This window comes from Longitalea arenae (assembly GCF_016924755.1).
GTDB classification, from domain to species: domain Bacteria; phylum Bacteroidota; class Bacteroidia; order Chitinophagales; family Chitinophagaceae; genus Niastella; species Niastella arenae.
In genome coordinates, this window is sequence record NZ_JAFFJX010000001.1 from 944,145 (window position 1) to 961,142 (window position 16,998).

Here is a 16,998-nt window from a genome sequence, read left to right on the forward strand (position 1 = left end):
GATGTGCTGATTTGCTGATGTGCTAATGAAATACAGAAAGCAATGTGCTGATGTACTGATTTGCTGATGTGCTAATGAAATACAGGGGCGATGCGCCGGTAGTTTAAAATATCGCGAGCTATTGGCCATTGGCCATTCACCATTGACCATTGACCATTCACCATTCAAGTTTCATGTAACGCATAATGTAATTAACGAATGAAACATATATTTTCACGGATCCTCATAGTTTTAGTTGTGGGCGCGGCAGCGGGTTGCAAAGTGATGCAACCTGCACCCTTGCCCCGGGTGAACCCATTGCCGGAGCGGTATAGTGACTCAACTGCCTCAACGGATTCAACCCGCCTGGTGTTCCGGGAGATCTTTCCCGATACCCGGCTGCATAGTTTTATAGCATCGGCATTGAAAGACAATACCGATCTGAACATGGCCCTGCAACGTATAACCATGGCGCATGCCCGCCTGGCCGAACGCAAAGGCGCTTTTCTACCGGCTGTCAATGGCGTTGTAAGCGCAGCGGCCGACAGGTATGGCGATTACACCCTGAATGGAGTGGGTAATTTCGATACGAACCTGTCACCGAATATCGGCAAAGACCAAAAGATCCCCGTGAGCCCCACCACGGATATGTTCATTGGTTTAACCAGTTCCTGGGAAATTGATCTCTGGGGCAAGCTGCGGCACCAGAAAAAAGCGGCGCAGGCCGAACTGCTGGCTACAGAGAAAGGAAGGCAATTGATCATTACGTCACTGGTAGCAACACTCGCAGAAGGTTATTATAATTTACTGGGGCTGGATACGGAGCTTGGCATTGTAAGAAAGAACATAGCACTGCAGCAGCAGGCACTCGAGATCGTGGAAGCGCAAAAAGCCGGCGGTCGCGCCAATGAACTGGCGGTACAACAATTCAGGGCCCAGCTACTAAATACCAGGGGCATTGAATTTCGTATCCTGCAGGACCGCACCCGTATTGAAAATGAGCTGAATGCCCTTGCCGGTAAATACCCCGGACAGATCATTCGCGATACTGCATTGCCCGAATCGATCGCTGTTTCTTTGGAAACCGGTTTACCCGCCAGCCTCTTATCGGCCCGGCCCGATGTACAGCAGGCAGAATATGAAATGCGGGCTAACAACGAAATGGTGCAGGCAGCCCGCGCGGCTTTCCTGCCTTCATTAACACTTAATCCGTATGTGGCGCTCAATGCATTTACGCCTTCATTATTATTTAATGCAGGCAGTGCCGCCTATGGCGTAGCCGGTGCGCTTACCGCCCCGCTGTTTCAGCAACGCCGGTTGAAAGCGCAGTTTGTTATGGCCAATGCTGCCAGCAAAGCATCGGTATATAACTACCAGCAAAAACTGCTGAATGCCTATAGTGAAGTAGTCACCAATATGAGTGCGGTGGAAAATCTTAAAAAAGAATATGCCCTCAAATTACAGGAGGTGCAGGAATTACAGCGCGCCGTGGCATCGGCCCGCGAGTTATACCTTACGGGTTATGCTACTTACCTGGAAGTGATCACGGCACAAAAGAATGTGCTGGAAGCGGAGCTCCGGTTACAGGAACAGAAAAGGAATATTTACATATCGCTGATCCAGCTCTACCGTTCCCTGGGCGGAGGCTGGGAATGATGGGTCGCAAAGAATAATCCAGGGAAGCGAAAAGGTGGGCAGCGGTATTTACCGTTGCCCTTTTTAATGGCAGTAATGGCTCTTTTTCCACTCTTTATACATCTGAATAAAAATTAAACCAGATGCCACAATTATTGAACCTGCATGTAGCCGTTCCGAAATAGGTTTGTAAGATCAGTAAAGTGTAATAATTTTCAGCTTACATATGAAAAAAACGATCTGCCGGCTGTTTCCCGTATTATTACAGGGCTGTTTGGTCCTGCTCCTGGTCTTCCCGCTTAACGCACAACAAGAAAAACCTGAGCCCATGCGGCTTTGGTATGATAAACCAGCCGCAAATTGGAATGAAGCTTTGCCCATTGGGAATGGACGCCTCGCAGCCATGGTGTTCGGGGACATAGCCAATGAACGCCTGCAGCTGAACGAAGAAACCATCTGGGCCGGTGAACCCGGCAATAATATCATTCCTGATGTATACGATTCCATTCTGCGCATAAGGAAGCTGCTGTTCGAAGGCAGGAACAGGGAAGCGCAGGACCTTTCGAACAAAACATTTCCACGCAATGCGCCGGCCGGTAGCAACTATGGAATGCCCTACCAAACAGCCGGCAGTTTAATGATCCGGTTCAACGATCACGATAACATCGCTGCATATGAGCGCGACCTCGATATCAGCAAGGCCGTGGCCAGCGTTTCTTATGAGCTACATGGCATCAGATATAAGCGCGAATATATAGCGCCGGTTACCGATAACATTATTATGGTGCGTTTCACGGCCAGCAGGCCTGGCAGTATTTCCTGTATGCTGGGTATGCAAACGCCTTATAAGTCCTGCACCGCCCAAAGCTTGCAGGGAAAATTATTGTTGAAAGGCCAAACGTCTTCGAAAGCCAATAAAACAGGCCGCGTGCGCTATGAGGTACAGGTACTGCCAAAGACGGAAGGCGGCAGTATTTCGTTTACAGATACCAGTATTGTTATAAACAAGGCCAATGCCCTTACCTTGTATATTGCTATCGGGACTAATTTTATCAGTTATAAAGATGTCAGCGGGGATGAAGCGGCAAAAGCCACCCATTCATTACAGACCGCAACGGCTAAGCCCTATGAGGCTATAAAAACGACCCATATAACGGCCTATCAGAAATTTTTCAACCGCGTTCAACTTGACCTCGGCACTACCGCTTCCATCAGGAAACCAACGAATATTCGCATTGCTGAATTCGGCAATGGGAATGATCCTGCCCTGGTGCCCCTGTATTTTCAATTTGGCCGCTACCTGTTGATCACCAGTTCCTGGCCCGGCAGTCAGCCCGCCAACCTGCAGGGGAAATGGAATGATAAGCTCAGTCCGCCCTGGGATAGCAAATACACGGTGAACATCAATACCGAAATGAATTACTGGCCGGCAGAAGTAACTGCATTGTCCGAAATGCATCAACCCCTGTTCGCTATGCTGAAAGAATTAGCCGTAACAGGGCAGGAGAGTGCGCAGCAAATGTATCATGCCCGCGGCTGGAACCTGCATCACAATACCGATCTGTGGCGGATCACCGGACCCGTAGATGGTGGCTTTTATGGCATGTGGCCCATGGGTGGCGCCTGGTTGAGCCAGCATCTCTGGCAGCATTACCTGTACACCGGTGATAAGGTTTTCCTGAAAGAGATGTACCCGGTATTAAAAGGCGCTGCATTGTTCTATGTAGATGTATTGCAACCGGAACCATCGCATAACTGGCTGGTGGTGGCGCCTTCCATGTCGCCGGAGAATACCTATATGAACGGGGTGGGCGTCAGCGCGGGCACTACTATGGACAATCAACTTGTATTTGATGTGTTCTCCAATGCCATTCGTTCAGCCGCTATTCTTGGTGTAGACAAGCGTTTCAGCGATACCTTACAAACGATGATCAAACGTTTGCCGCCCATGCAGGTAGGCCGGTACGGGCAGTTGCAGGAATGGCTGCAGGATCTTGACAACCCGGATGACCGGCACCGTCATGTATCGCATTTATATGGATTGTTTCCAGGCAACCAGATCTCGCCGGTGAATAGTCCGGATTTATTCGAAGCAGCCCGGAATTCGCTGGTGATGCGCGGCGATAAGTCAACCGGCTGGTCAATGGGCTGGAAAGTGAATTTATGGGCCCGCCTGCTCGATGGCAACAGGGCCTACAAACTGATAACCGATCAGCTTACACCGGCGCCCCTGGAGCAACAAGGCCAGAACGGGGGTACCTATCCGAATTTGTTTGATGCGCATCCGCCATTCCAGATAGATGGTAATTTCGGTTGTACTTCAGGGATCGCTGAAATGCTCCTGCAGTCACACGACGGTGCAATACATCTCTTACCGGCCATACCTGATCAATGGAAAGCCGGCAGTGTAAAAGGGCTGGTGGCCCGGGGTGGTTTTATTATAGACCTGAAATGGGCAGCAGGCAGGATCACTTATTTAAAGATACGATCCAGGCTGGGCGGCAACTGCCGCTTACGGATCGCCGGCACATTGATGTCGCGTGGGAAGCAAATATTAAAGCCGGGCAGCGGCCCTAATCCCAATCCTTATTATACTGTGGCGGCCATCAGCAAACCTATAATAGCTGAAAAAGCAACACTGAAGGGTGTTGCTCTAGATCTGGGTAATTTATATGATTTTAATACGGTGGCTGGTATGTCGTATGAGTTTATGGGCCCTGGCCTGTGAGGTCAGTATAATCAATTTGTAGGGCCGCTTAGGTTAAACCCGGCAGGTCATTCTCCTTTCACCCGTACATATTTTTCAATATTCAGCCGGTCGATATTCGTACCGGCTATTTTTTCTGTTCCCCGTTGGATCAGCGTATCGTTATGAATGGTAACCGTAAAATGAAATTCATTGTTCTCCCACGCACGGTCGCTGCAATATTGCAGATGTTCGGTATAGGTACTGTCTTTTAATGTATAGGTGCCGCCACCCGCAGAGAAAAAAGCATTGGCGGAATCTTTTCCCTGTTTAAGGTCATGACCCAAAAAAGTAAAATGGGAATCATTGATGACCTTGATGAATTTTTTGTCCCGGGTATAATCCGTAACGGTTGTGTCATTTTTCTCAATAAGGGTTCCGGTAAGTAATTGCCAGGTGCCGGCGATGGGTACCGCAGGTTCCCTGTTGGTATTGCAGGCGGCCAGTAATGCAATCGGAATAAATGCAGCGATCAGTCTCATGTGGTGGTTATTTTTCTAAAGATATTATAATTGAGGTATTCCGGCAGCAAGGGTTTTGCCATAAAAGGGTTTTTTCACGGTATTTTTTGACGGGGGTAATCAGTTAAATTGCAGTAGCTGAACCTGGCATCCTCCTAACGTATCCTACCTGTCTTAGATCCTTGCTAATCTTAAATAACTAACCATGGAATACCCCAATAACGATTTTAACGCATATGTACATCACGTCTATGACGAATACAAATTACAGAAGACCAGCAATTTTTTATTGAAGGTCATTAAGATCCTGCCAGTGCTTATCTGGCGAACCTTAAAAGATGCCTTTATAGAGTTATTATTCCTGGTGCTCTTCTGGGTGGTGCTGGCAAAAATGTCGCAGGGACGCGACCTGGTAGTGAGCCTATTTGAACCGGATGGCATCTATGGCTATAAGAGGATCATCTTTACCACACTGGCTGTTTTAAGTTTGTCGCTCTCCATGTGGATCATTCCGGCCTTCATGTTTCACCAGCGGGAAAAGCGCTCGCTTACATCGGGCAAATTGCAGCATCCTTTTCATAATCATTTGTTCTTCATGCACCGGGTGCTGCCCCTGGTGCCATTCTGGTTAATGGCATCTGTATTGTTCAGCAAATACGGGACGGTGTTTGTACTGGCAAGTATAGCCGAACTGATATTATTGTATTTTTTTAACCGGTGGGTGATCAGTGAACGCAAACGCCGCTGGGCCCTGGTATCGGTTGCGATGTTGTTCTTATTGTCTTCCGTTTATTTCTTCATGATCTTTCATAAGGAGTATACGGCAGCGAAAACAGTGTTGGCCATCAACCTGTATCTCTTATCCATCTTGATGTATTTGATCTATCACGAAGCCGACAGCCGTATTTTGCGGGCCCATGCCAGGGGTGAAGATCATCACCTGTCGTTGATAGCCAAATATCATATTAACAGCATCATTTATTTTTCGTTACTGGCCATTCATATTGCCGCTGTGTTATTGATCTATTATATGCCATTTCATTTTACCATTGCGCCGGAATCTATGTTGTTGTACATGTTTTCCGTCTATGTATTTGCAATTGACCTGTTCTTCTATATAGTAAATGTATCGCGCAAAAGGCAATTAGTCGCTGCGGCCGCCTGTATGTTATTGGCGGTATTCATACTTACACCGAAATGGCAGCTAAATACCAGTCATTACGCAATGGATAAGAATCTCGAGAAGACGATCTTTGAAAAGTTTTCCAGGGATGACTTTGCAAAACGGTATGAGGCGCTCACGGCGGCGATCAGGGATAATAAAAGCAGCCAGCCTTATCCAATAATACTGGTAAGCGGAGAAGGAGGCGGATCGAGGGCCGGTCTCTGGTTCAGCCAGAACCTGATCAATTATGATTTTGATACCAAAGGAACATTCCGCAATCATATTTTTTCCATCTCCACCGTGTCGGGCAGTTCCATCGGATTAAGCACTTATTTTACCTATTTGGAAAACACCCGTAATGTGGATATGATCGATGGCAAGTGGGTGAATTTTCCGGCAGCTGTATATGAGAATAATTTTGTAGGCAGTTCCATAAGAGGTTTATTGCTTACCGATCTGTACAAATCCCTGGTGCCGGGCAACTGGATAAAAGACCGCAACAGTACCCTGCAAAACGAAGAAGCATCTTATACAGAACGCGCCATACTCAAGGTGAATAAAGATGCTGATTGGAATGGAAAGGAAATACCTGATTCAGCCATGACCTTAAAGAAAGATTTCATGTCTTTCTTTTATGAAAAGAATGGCAGCGGATTTGAATACCGGAAAAACACCCCGATCGTATTGATAAATACCTGTAGAAGCAATGATGGCCGAAGAGGCATCTTTTCATCTATCAAGCTCGACGCCATTCATTTCAACGAAGCCATAGATGTAGCCGGCTATTTATATGAGGACTCTATCTGCGATATAAACGGCGTAACCCAATGTTACGGAAGGAAAATGCCCGTTTCCTTAGGGCAGGCTTGTAATACAAGTGAGTTATTTCCCTTGTTCAGCGCGCCGGCTTATGTTAAAAAACTGGGCAGTTTTGTAGATGGCGGGTATCATGAAAATTCAGGTTTGAAATCTACCCTCGACATTTATCAGCAACTGAAATTGAGATTGGAAAAGGATCCTGCCCTGCAGGGAAAATATAAGATCTATATTTTATACCTGAAGAACGGCTCAGGCGACAAGCAGTTGTATAAAGAATTGGAAAGTGAGTCGGTTTTATTACAGCCATTGAATGCCCTCTTCAATCAGCCCTTTGAAGGAAGCGCTTCTTATTTTGAAGAAAGAGCCAGGGTCTTAAGCGCCATTGACGACAATACTGAGTTTATTCCCATTAAATTGAATCCCAAAAAGCTGGTCGATACAAGCCTGCTTGTTGCAACCGGCGCTAACCTGAAAAATACCAGCGAACCCGAAATGCGGCGAAAGCAGTTGGAGCCCGAGATCCTGCCAGACCTTATCAACGATATTGTAACAGATACTACCAGGCGAGACATAGTTACCGGTGAGTTTATTAAAGACACTATCCTTCGGTTCCCACTGGCCCGCTGGCTTTCCAAAACCGTGATCGATCGTATCCAAATGTGCGCCAAACGCGAGCACCGCGGATCGCTGCTGCAACAACTGATCGGGCAGGTGAATGCCGTAAATACCACCTCAACGCCCCCGGCAAAACCGCAGGAGAATTTTTCCATACATAAAGAAATAAAGAAAGAAATGGAGGAGGATACCTCATATAAACGCAAGATCAGGAATGCCTATTTGATCAATTAAGGCTGCTGCGCCTGATGCCACCAGTCACCAGCGTTTTTGCATTAAAGGCAGATTAGAAGCGTATTGTATTTAGATTAATAAAAAAGATCCCTGAAAGTTAACATTCAGGGATCTTTTTTATTGGCAGGCGTAAGTATCCATGGCACAGAATTTTCGATGATACTGCGCTAGATTTTCTCGAGAACTAAAACAGTACACTATGCAATGGTGGGATAAGGTCTTTCTGGGCAATACTTTGTTAAACTGGTTCATTGCTTTAGGCATTATTATTGGTTCCTGGGCTGTTATCCGCATAGGGCGATCGATTTTGTTAAAACGGTTTAAAAGTTTTTCAGCGCATACCCGTACAACGATCGACGATTTTATTGTACAACTGGCAGAAGGGGCGCTGGTGCCCGCTTTGTATCTCGGGGCCTTATATGCAGGTGTTTCCTACCTGACATTAAGTCCTAAAGTTGACAAGCTGCTGCATATTGCCGTCATGGTCGTAGTTACATTTATTATCATAAAAACGATCACCTCTTCATTAAATTACCTCATCAATCATGCATTGGGGCATAGCCGGGAAGACCTGGAAAAGCGAAAGCAGGTGCGGGGCATCATTATCATTGTGAATGTGGTGTTGTGGATCCTGGCCCTGGTTTTCCTGATAAACAATTTAGGCTATAATATAACGTCTGTGATCACTGGCCTCGGTATTGGTGGTGTGGCCATAGCCCTGGCATCGCAGAACATCCTCGGCGACCTGTTCAACTACTTTGTTATTTTCTTCGACAAACCATTTGAAGTAGATGACTTTATCATAGTAGACGATAAAATGGGTTCGGTAGAATATATAGGAGTAAAAAGCACCCGCATCAGAACCCTCAGTGGCGAGCAGCTGATCTGTTCAAACACCAACCTGGTAAATTCCCGCATACATAATTTTAAACGCATGGAAAAGCGGCGGGTACAGTTCAATTTTGGCGTTGTTTACAACACACCGCCTCATAAAATTGAAAAAATACCGGCTATGGTAAAAGATATTATTTTATCGCAGAAGGATACTACCTTCGACCGCGCGCATTTCTCCGCGTTTGGACAATTTAGTCTGACCTTCGAAGTGGTATATTTTATTTTAAGCCCTGATTATAATTTGTATATGGACCGCCAACAGGCTATTTACCTGGCTATATTAAATGCTTTTAAAAAGGAAGGTATCCAGTTCGCATTACCAACACAAACATTGCTCTTCAGTAATGGCTCGGGGCCTTTCGCCAATGGCGGGGTAAACAGCCCTCAGCCCGAAATAAAGAGTTAACAATAAATTAAAGGTGCGGGCAACATTTATCAGCTTGGGGTACGCATACCACGTTAGTAGAAGGATTTCCCCTTTCTGGAATTAATTCAGCAGGCGCCGGTATTCCAGGTAATAAATAGTAAAACTAAGTGCTGTGCAAACGGTTGACAGGATCATCATGATGCGCCCATGCCTGCGGCTCCACTTGTCATACATCTTTACGGTAGTACCGTTCTTCAATGTTTTTTTAGCCTGGTTTACAACCAGTCCGGCCAGAAAGCCGGCGATCGCGAGATAAAAAAAGTAAGAGGCGCCCAGCACACACACCAGGTAACCAAGAATGATCCAGCCCAGTTCCAGTTTTAATGGAACAAATGTTTCTTCGTTTACCGGAGCTATCACCACGCCTTTTGTTCTTTCTGCCAGCAGCGAAGCAGCTACCTGCAGATCATAAGCACTCCAGCCGGCAGGTGATCCAATGATCTCCCGCAGTTCTTCCGTCGAATACGATTGCATCAGATGTTCAAAACCTGGTTTCGCCATATCTGCTTTGGCCTGTTCAGCCAGCAGGGCGTTCACATCACCAAAGCGGTTGGCCGGAATTTGCAAAGCAAACATAGGAGCAATAGCATCGCCGATATACACTTTATCAAGCGGGTTCACCTCATGTTCAAGCGAGTAGGGGATCTTGTGCTCTTGTAATAACACGATCAGGAATTGTGCATCATCAGGCGAATAGAACCTTGTGTAAGTGGCTAACTGTGACATAGGAAAATGGGGAATCGCCACAAGATAAGGTAAAAAATCAAATTGCTTCCTTAACCGCGGTATTCCAACGAAATGCATCCCATGAAAGGCAGCATCTGTCGCCTTTGTTATACAGGCTGCGCAATTGGAATAGTTTTAGCTTTGGAATGGCAAACCCGGTTTATGAAGAAGAAAGCGATCATATTCGACCTTGACAATACTATTTTTCCTGTTCCGCAGATCGGCCATGAACTCTTTGCTCCTTTATTTACACTGATCGAGCAGGATGGAAGCCAGGCGGATAATCTGCCCAAAATAAAAGACGAAGTGATGCGCCGGCCCTTTCAGCTGGTAGCGGAGGATTATGGCTTTAGCGCCGAATTAAAGGACAAGTGTATTGCTCTTTTAAAAGAACTGGCATATCAAGGCAAAATAGATCCCTTCGAAGACTATGCCCTGGTGAAACAGTTACCGGTTGATAAATTCCTGGTCACCACCGGTTTTAAAAAGATGCAGCAAAGCAAGGTTGAGCGGATGGACCTGGAAAAAGATTTTAAGGAAATACATATTATAGATCCCACGGCCACTACCCAGGTGAAAAAAGATGTGTTTGCTGAAATACAACACCGCTATGGCTTTGCCCCCGAAGAGATGCTGGTCGTGGGCGATGATCTGCATTCAGAAATAAAAGCCGCGCAGGAGCTTGGCCTCGACGCCCTTTGGTATGATAAGTATCAGCGATATGAAGAAAAGCCGGGTGTGAAAAAGATCGCCGATTACAACGAATTACTTGCATTTGTAAGATAGCGAAGTGTGCTACACCCTGGAAGTGTGCGATACCTGGTTTTCCACCGGTCAATTGTTAACGGGATGTTTTTGCTGCCCTTAATTGAGAAAAAGTTTCAAAGAATCACTTATTTGCAGCCTGTTGATAAGACAAACCTTTTGGAAACCAGGTATGAAGCTGTTCCTTAGATTTTTGTTGCTATGTATTTCATTATGGACGGGATATGCGCAGGCAGCTCCTGTTCAAACCGGCTGTTTCCCAAAGGATATTATAAATAAGGCCCAAGCCGCCAATGATCTTTCCCTGCATAATCACCGGCTTTGGCAAGGCCAGGCACCTTTCTCTGCAAGTCATAATGCCCATGACGCCATAGCAGATTCGGAAGTCGACGACGATGATGACGACAACGAATCAAGACCAGGCAAAAAGAATTTACCCAACGATCGCTGCTCATTCATCCAATCACCTGCATTTACAGGATTGTATCATTATAATAAGCGCCTGCCATTTTGTGATCATTTCTCCGGGGCGGCTGCCTGTAAATTCATCTTCCACTGTGTCATCAGGATCTGATTAGCTCTGTTAACAGGTGTGCCGCAGCTCCTGTACGTCACGTATAGGTATGGCACACCTACGGATCATTAGTCATTCCCTGAAGTTTACCGCACCGCTGTATAGTTTTCAGCTATAGGGATCGCGTGTGTAATGCAATGCGCAATGAATATTGCCAGGAATCTGAATTAAGACCCCATACATATTATGAAAAGACTTTTCCAACTCACGGGCTTGTGTGCTGTGTTGTGTTATGCAAGCTGTAAATCAACAGAAGAAAAAAAGGAAGAACCTGTCAAATTACTGGTCACCAGCGCCATTAAAATGGATACGACCATAACGAAAGAATACGTATGCCAGATAAGATCGATCCGCAATATTGAAGTAAAAGCCCAGGAAAAGGGCTATCTGGAACGTATATATGTGGACGAAGGCCAGTTTGTAAAAAAAGGACAACTGTTATTCAAGATCATGCCTACCCTTTACCAGGCCGAGCTGGAAAAAGCAGATGCGGAGGCCCAGGCCGCCGAGATTGAAGTGCAGAACACCCAAGCGCTGGCCGACAGAAATGTGGTCTCGAAAAACGAACTGGCCCTGGCCATTGCGAAAGCAAAAAAAGCGAAGGCGGAATTGTCGCTGGCCAAAGCGCACCTGGCCTTTACCGAGATCAGGGCGCCTTTCGACGGGATTGTAGATCAGCTGCATTTGAAACTGGGATCTCTGGTGGAAGAAGGCGAGTTGCTCACCAGCCTCTCAGACAATAGCCAGATGTGGGTCTATTTCAACGTGTCGGAACCCGAATACCTGAACTATCAGGGCAGCATGAAACCAAAAGAAAAAGGAAAAGTACAGCTGCTTATGGCCAACAAAGAAGTGTTCAAACATCCCGGTTATGTAGAGACCATCGAGGCCGAATTCAACAATGAAACAGGCAATATCGCCTTCCGCGCAAGCTTCCCCAACAGGGAAGGATTGTTACGGCATGGTGAAACCGGCAGCATCTTGATGAAAGAGCAGCTGAAAGACGCCATTATCATACCACAGAAAGCCACCATGGAGATCATGGACCGGAAATATGTTTACGTAGTAGATAAGAACAATGTGGTTAAACTAACGCCGGTAACCATTGCTGCTGAAATGCCCGACCTGTATGTGATCAAAGAAGGTGTAAAGGAAAATGATAAAATATTGCTGGAAGGTTTACGCAAGGTGAAGAATGAAGAGAAGATAGCATTCGATTATGAAGAACCTGCTCAGGTGATCGCTCATCTAAAGCTGGCCACTGAATAAATTAACCGGCAGTTTTGAAAAATGAAAATACATGTTTAACATATTTATGAAAAGGCCGGTCTTTGCGATCGTGCTGTCTGTGATGATCATCTTCATGGGCGTACTGGCCATTAAAACACTTCCAACTTCCCAGTTCCCCTCTATTGCGCCGCCGCGCATCGTGGTCAGTGTATCGTATCCCGGCGCCAGTGCCGATGTACTGGTTAACTCCGTACTGATCCCAATGGAAAAAGCGGTAAACGGCGTGCCGGGCATGAAGTATATGACCTCAGATGCTACCAGCGCCGGCGAGGCCAATTTACAGGTAGTATTTGACCTGGGCGTTGATCCCAACCAGGCGGTGGTCAATGTAAAGAACCGCATTGAGCAGGTAACGAACCGCTTACCGGTGCTGGTGCAACGGGAAGGGATCATAGTCAATATTTTACAGCCAAACATGCTGATGTATGTGAATGTATTCAGCAACGATCCCAAAGCCGATGAAAATTTCCTGTACAATTTTACCAATATAAATATCATTCGCGAGTTGAGCCGGGTGAAGGGTATCGGCAGCGCCAAGATCCTGGGCAGCCGGCAATATGCCATGCGCATCTGGCTAAAGCCCGACCGCATGCGGGCTTATAATGTGTCAACCGATGAAGTGATGGAAGCGCTGGCCAGCCAGAGTATCATTGGCTCGCCCGGGCGTTTGGGAAGAAGTGATGGCAAACGTTCAGAAGCGCTGGAATATGTATTAACCTACCAGGGCCGTTATAACCAGCCGCAGCAATACCAAAATGTTATTATCCGTGCGAATGCCAAAGGTGAGCTCCTGTACCTCAAAGATGTAGCCGATGTAGAATTGGGTAGTGAATATTATGACATTTATTCCAACCTCAATAACCATCCCTCAGCGGCCATTGTGTTAAAGCAAACCTATGGCAGCAATGCCAGTGATGTGATCAAAGCGATCAAGGAAAAACTCAATGAGATCAAAGCAGAATCATTTCCGCCGGGTATGGATTATGAGATCAGTTATGACGTGAGCAACTTCCTCGATGCTTCCATTGAAAAAGTCTTGCATACGCTGGGCGAAGCCTTCGTATTGGTGGCCTTTGTGGTGTTCCTGTTCCTGGGCGACTGGCGCTCTACCCTGATCCCTACCCTGGCTGTACCGGTATCGCTGATCGGGTCCTTCTTTTTCATGCAGTTATTTGGATTGAATATCAACCTCATTACATTGTTTGCGTTGGTGCTGGCGATCGGCATTGTAGTGGATAATGCGATTGTGGTCATTGAAGCGGTGCATGCGAAAATGGAAGCGACGCATTTGTCGCCCTACAAAGCAACCAAACAGGTATTGCATGAGATCAGCGGCGCAATTGTCGCCATCACCTTTGTAATGGCGGCGGTATTTATTCCGGTGGCCTTTATGAGCGGACCCGTAGGCATCTTTTACCGGCAGTTCTCCATTACCATGGCTACGGCCATTGTGCTCTCGGGCGTAGTCGCGTTGACCTTAACCCCGGTATTATGCGCAATGTTATTGAAGAATAACCATGGTAAGCCCCGCAGGAAGACACCCATCAATATATTCCTCGATGCTTTTAACCGGGGATTTGAAAAGATCACCGGCCGCTATACGAAGCTGATGGAAAAGATCGTGAGCCGGCAATTGATCACCTTTCTTTTATTAGGCGCATTTGCCTTTGGCATTTTTGGCGTGGGTAAGACCCTGCCGGCTGGTTTTATTCCCAGTGAAGACCAGGGAATGATCTATGCCATTATTCAAACGCCGCCCGGTTCTACACTGGAACGTACCAATGATATGGCGCGGCGTGTACAGGAGATCGCGGAGCATGTAGAAGGCATTCAATCTGTATCGGCACTGGCCGGTTATGAAGTATTGACGGAAGGCCGCGGGTCCAACGCAGGTACCTGTTTGATCAACCTGAAGGGCTGGGACGAGCGGAAGCACTCGGTGAACGAGATCATTCATGAGCTGGAAGAAAAATGCCACGGGATACCCGGCGCTACCATCGAATTTTTCGGTCCGCCCGCAGTGCCGGGTTATGGGGCGGCAGGAGGTTTTGCTTTGCGCCTGCTCGATAAGACAAATAGTGATGATTACAAGAGCATGGAAAAGGTGAACGACGATTTTATGGAAGCGCTGCATCAGCGGAAAGAGCTCACCGGATTGTTCACTTTCTTCAGCGCCAACTATCCGCAGTATGAGTTGGTGATCGATAATAAGGCAGCAATGCAGAAAGGGGTATCTATTGGAAAGGCGATGGATAACCTCTCGGTTCTGATCGGAAGCAGCTATGAGCTGGGTTTTATTCGCTTTGGCAATTTCTTGAAAGTGTTCGTGCAGTCCTCACCCGAATACAGGGCCCTGCCGGAAGACCTGTTGAAGCTATATGTAAAGAACGATAAAGAGGAGATGGTGCCTTATTCAGCCTTTATGTCAATTAAGAAGACGCATGGATTGAATGAGATCACGCGCTACAATATGTACAATTCATCTGCCATCCGCGGGGAACCCGCCCCGGGTTACAGCAGTGGAGAAGCGATCAGGATCATCCAGGAAGTGGCAGCGAAAACTTTGCCGCGCGGTTATGGAATAGATTGGGAAGGTTTATCGAAAGACGAATCCGAACGCGGGAATGAGGCCATCTATATCTTCCTCATCGTGCTGGCCTTTGTGTACCTGATCCTGGCGGCGCAGTATGAAAGCTTTATTCTGCCCTTGTCGGTTATTCTGTCTTTACCTGCCGGGGTATTCGGCTCTTTTTTGATGATCAAGCTGATGGGATTGGCTAATGACATTTACGCCCAGGTAGGATTGATCATGCTGGTAGGATTGCTGGGTAAAAATGCCGTATTGATCGTGGAATTCGCGGCGCAGAAACACCGGGCGGGTATGTCGGTCTTTAAGGCGGCCATGGAAGGCGCGAAAACACGATTCCGTCCTATCCTGATGACCTCCCTTGCGTTTATTGCGGGTTTGATCCCACTGGTATTTGCAACAGGACCAGGGGCTATCGGTAACCGTACGATCGGTTCTTCCTCATTAGGCGGTATGCTGGTAGGCACCTTGGCGGGGGTAATTGTAATACCCGGATTGTATTACATGTTCGGCAAACTGGCAGCCCGGCGGAAACTAATTAAGGACGAAGATGAAAATCCATTAACAGAAGAAATTGATCACCATGTTGAAAACTAAGCTTTGGAAGTTCCTTGTCTTGGCCTGTTTGTGCGGCGCTTATGTCGCCTGTAAAACACCGGCATTAACAGGGAAAACGGAAAACAAAACGGTGCCCGCAAGTTACAATACGGCAACGGATACGGTGAATACAGGGGCTTTACCCTGGAAGAACTGGTTCACCGATCCTTACCTCGTGGCCCTGATCGATACGGCGTTACAAAACAACCAGGAGTTGAACATCACCTTGCAGGAGATTGCCATTACACAAAATGAAATAAAGGCCAGGAAAGGGGAGTACCTGCCGTTTGCAGGAATACGGGCCGGCGCAGGGATAGAGAAAGTGGGGCGGTATACGAGTCAGGGCGCAGGGGACGCCACGACCGATATTAAACCCGGCAAAGCAATGCCTGACCCGCTGCCCGATTTTTTGATAGGCGCGTACGCCACATGGGAAGTAGATATCTGGCATAAGCTGCATAATGCAAAGAAGGCAGCGGTTGCCAGGTATTTATCAACCGTAGAAGGGCGGAACTTTGTGATCACTACGCTGATCGCAGAGATCGCCAATTCATATTATGAATTGCTGGCCCTCGACAACCAGCTGAGTATTGTGAATAATAATATCCGCATTCAGAACGATGCATTGGAAGTGGTAAAATTGCAGAAAGAGGCGGCCCGGGTAACGGAGCTGGCTGTCCGGAAATTTGAAGCAGAGGTGCTGAACACCCGCAGCCTGCAGTATGGCATCCAGCAGCAGATCACGGAAACGGAGAACCGCATTAACTTTTTGTTGGGACGTTTTCCACAGCACATTGAGCGGAATGCGCAAACATTGGATAGTGTATTGCCGGCGGCGGTTCAAACCGGGATACCATCGCAGTTGCTGAGCAACCGGCCCGACATAAAACAAGCCGAGCTGGAACTGGCGGCTGCGAAGCTCGATGTGCAGGTGGCTAAAGCCCGTTTTTATCCATCCCTGGGCATTTCAGCCGGTATTGGTTACAATGCATTTAATCCAGCCTATTTGTTCCGTACGCCGGAGTCGATGCTGTATTCGCTGGCAGGAGAACTGGTAGCGCCGTTGGTGAACCGGAATGCGATCAAGGCAGATTATCTGAATGCGAATGCCAGGCAATTGCAGGCGGTATATAATTATGAGCGAACCATCTTAAATGCGTATATGGAGGTGGCCAATCAGATGGCGAAGATCAGCAACCTGGAGAACAGTTATGCGTTGAAGTCGAAACAGGTAGATGCATTGACCCAATCGATTACCATATCAAATGACCTGTTTAAATCGGCAAGGGCCGATTACATGGAGGTGTTGATGACGCAACGGGATGCGCTGGAATCGAAGTTTGAATTGGTAGAGACAAAGGTGCAGCAGCTGAAGGCAGTGGTGAATATCTATCAGGCATTAGGCGGGGGATGGAGGTAAGACAATTAGCTAATTTGCTGATCCCGACTGAAGTCGGGACAAGTTGTACTGATTCGCTGATCAG

General features: G+C 47.1%; 11 protein-coding genes. 9 read left to right on the top strand and 2 right to left on the bottom strand.

Annotation, left to right across the window (positions count from 1 at the left end; genetic code table 11):
* Positions 1-198: 198 nt before the first annotated feature.
* Positions 199-1,635, top strand: coding sequence for a TolC family protein (locus JT717_RS04060; RefSeq protein WP_205508892.1), 1,437 nt, complete (start codon positions 199-201; stop codon positions 1,633-1,635).
* A 205-nt stretch (positions 1,636-1,840) separates the two neighbouring features.
* Positions 1,841-4,342: a glycoside hydrolase family 95 protein gene (locus tag JT717_RS04065; protein WP_205508893.1), complete on the top strand. Its 2,502-nt coding sequence runs from the start codon at positions 1,841-1,843 to the stop codon at positions 4,340-4,342.
* Positions 4,343-4,389: 47 nt separating this feature from the next.
* Here JT717_RS04065 and JT717_RS04070 read toward each other — a convergent pair whose 3' ends face one another.
* Positions 4,390-4,842 (bottom strand): lipocalin-like domain-containing protein, encoded by a 453-nt coding sequence (locus tag JT717_RS04070; RefSeq protein ID WP_205508894.1) that lies wholly within the window; start codon positions 4,840-4,842, stop codon positions 4,390-4,392.
* Positions 4,843-5,026: 184 nt separating this feature from the next.
* Between JT717_RS04070 and JT717_RS04075 the strand changes: the two genes are divergently transcribed.
* Both JT717_RS04075 and JT717_RS04080 read left to right on the top strand, forming a co-directional pair.
* Positions 5,027-7,654, top strand: coding sequence for a heme-copper oxidase family protein (locus JT717_RS04075; RefSeq protein WP_205508895.1), 2,628 nt, complete (start codon positions 5,027-5,029; stop codon positions 7,652-7,654).
* A gap of 199 nt (positions 7,655-7,853) precedes the next feature.
* Entirely contained in the window at positions 7,854-8,954 is a 1,101-nt protein-coding gene (locus JT717_RS04080; protein ID WP_205508896.1) for a mechanosensitive ion channel family protein, read from the top strand.
* Positions 8,955-9,035: 81 nt separating this feature from the next.
* On the opposite strand, the gene JT717_RS04085 is transcribed toward JT717_RS04080, so the two are convergent.
* Positions 9,036-9,701, bottom strand: a complete 666-nt coding sequence (locus JT717_RS04085; protein ID WP_205508897.1) for a hypothetical protein — start codon at positions 9,699-9,701, stop codon at positions 9,036-9,038.
* 162 nt (positions 9,702-9,863) lie between these two features.
* Between JT717_RS04085 and JT717_RS04090 the strand changes: the two genes are divergently transcribed.
* From JT717_RS04090 to JT717_RS04110, 5 genes are all read left to right on the top strand, one after another.
* Positions 9,864-10,487 (top strand): HAD family hydrolase, encoded by a 624-nt coding sequence (locus JT717_RS04090; RefSeq protein ID WP_205508898.1) that lies wholly within the window; start codon positions 9,864-9,866, stop codon positions 10,485-10,487.
* A 151-nt stretch (positions 10,488-10,638) separates the two neighbouring features.
* A complete protein-coding gene (locus tag JT717_RS04095) occupies positions 10,639-11,040 on the top strand; it encodes a hypothetical protein (RefSeq protein WP_205508899.1) in 402 nt (133 codons plus the stop codon).
* 186 nt (positions 11,041-11,226) lie between these two features.
* Positions 11,227-12,309 carry an efflux RND transporter periplasmic adaptor subunit gene (locus JT717_RS04100; RefSeq protein WP_205508900.1) on the top strand — a complete coding sequence of 361 codons (1,083 nt, stop codon included), beginning with the start codon at positions 11,227-11,229 and terminating at the stop codon, positions 12,307-12,309.
* Positions 12,310-12,340: 31 nt separating this feature from the next.
* A complete protein-coding gene (locus JT717_RS04105) occupies positions 12,341-15,514 on the top strand; it encodes an efflux RND transporter permease subunit (protein ID WP_205508901.1) in 3,174 nt (1,057 codons plus the stop codon).
* On the top strand, positions 15,501-16,934 hold the full coding sequence (locus tag JT717_RS04110) for a TolC family protein (protein WP_205508902.1): 1,434 nt from the start codon (positions 15,501-15,503) through the stop codon (positions 16,932-16,934). The genes JT717_RS04105 and JT717_RS04110 overlap by 14 nt, the downstream gene beginning before the upstream one ends.
* Positions 16,935-16,998: the final 64 nt, after the last annotated feature.

Excerpts from the sequence above, each read along its gene's own strand:
- JT717_RS04060 (WP_205508892.1), top strand. The coding sequence starts at position 199 with ATGAAACATATATTTTCACGGATCCTCATAGTTTTAGTTGTGGGCGCG.
- JT717_RS04100 (WP_205508900.1), top strand. The coding sequence starts at position 11,227 with ATGAAAAGACTTTTCCAACTCACGGGCTTGTGTGCTGTGTTGTGTTAT.
- JT717_RS04090 (WP_205508898.1), top strand. The coding sequence starts at position 9,864 with ATGAAGAAGAAAGCGATCATATTCGACCTTGACAATACTATTTTTCCT.
- JT717_RS04065 (WP_205508893.1), top strand. The coding sequence starts at position 1,841 with ATGAAAAAAACGATCTGCCGGCTGTTTCCCGTATTATTACAGGGCTGT.
- JT717_RS04070 (WP_205508894.1), bottom strand. The coding sequence starts at position 4,842 with ATGAGACTGATCGCTGCATTTATTCCGATTGCATTACTGGCCGCCTGC.
- JT717_RS04075 (WP_205508895.1), top strand. The coding sequence starts at position 5,027 with ATGGAATACCCCAATAACGATTTTAACGCATATGTACATCACGTCTAT.
- JT717_RS04105 (WP_205508901.1), top strand. The coding sequence starts at position 12,341 with ATGTTTAACATATTTATGAAAAGGCCGGTCTTTGCGATCGTGCTGTCT.
- JT717_RS04095 (WP_205508899.1), top strand. The coding sequence starts at position 10,639 with ATGAAGCTGTTCCTTAGATTTTTGTTGCTATGTATTTCATTATGGACG.
- JT717_RS04080 (WP_205508896.1), top strand. The coding sequence starts at position 7,854 with ATGCAATGGTGGGATAAGGTCTTTCTGGGCAATACTTTGTTAAACTGG.
- JT717_RS04085 (WP_205508897.1), bottom strand. The coding sequence starts at position 9,701 with ATGTCACAGTTAGCCACTTACACAAGGTTCTATTCGCCTGATGATGCA.
- JT717_RS04110 (WP_205508902.1), top strand. The coding sequence starts at position 15,501 with ATGTTGAAAACTAAGCTTTGGAAGTTCCTTGTCTTGGCCTGTTTGTGC.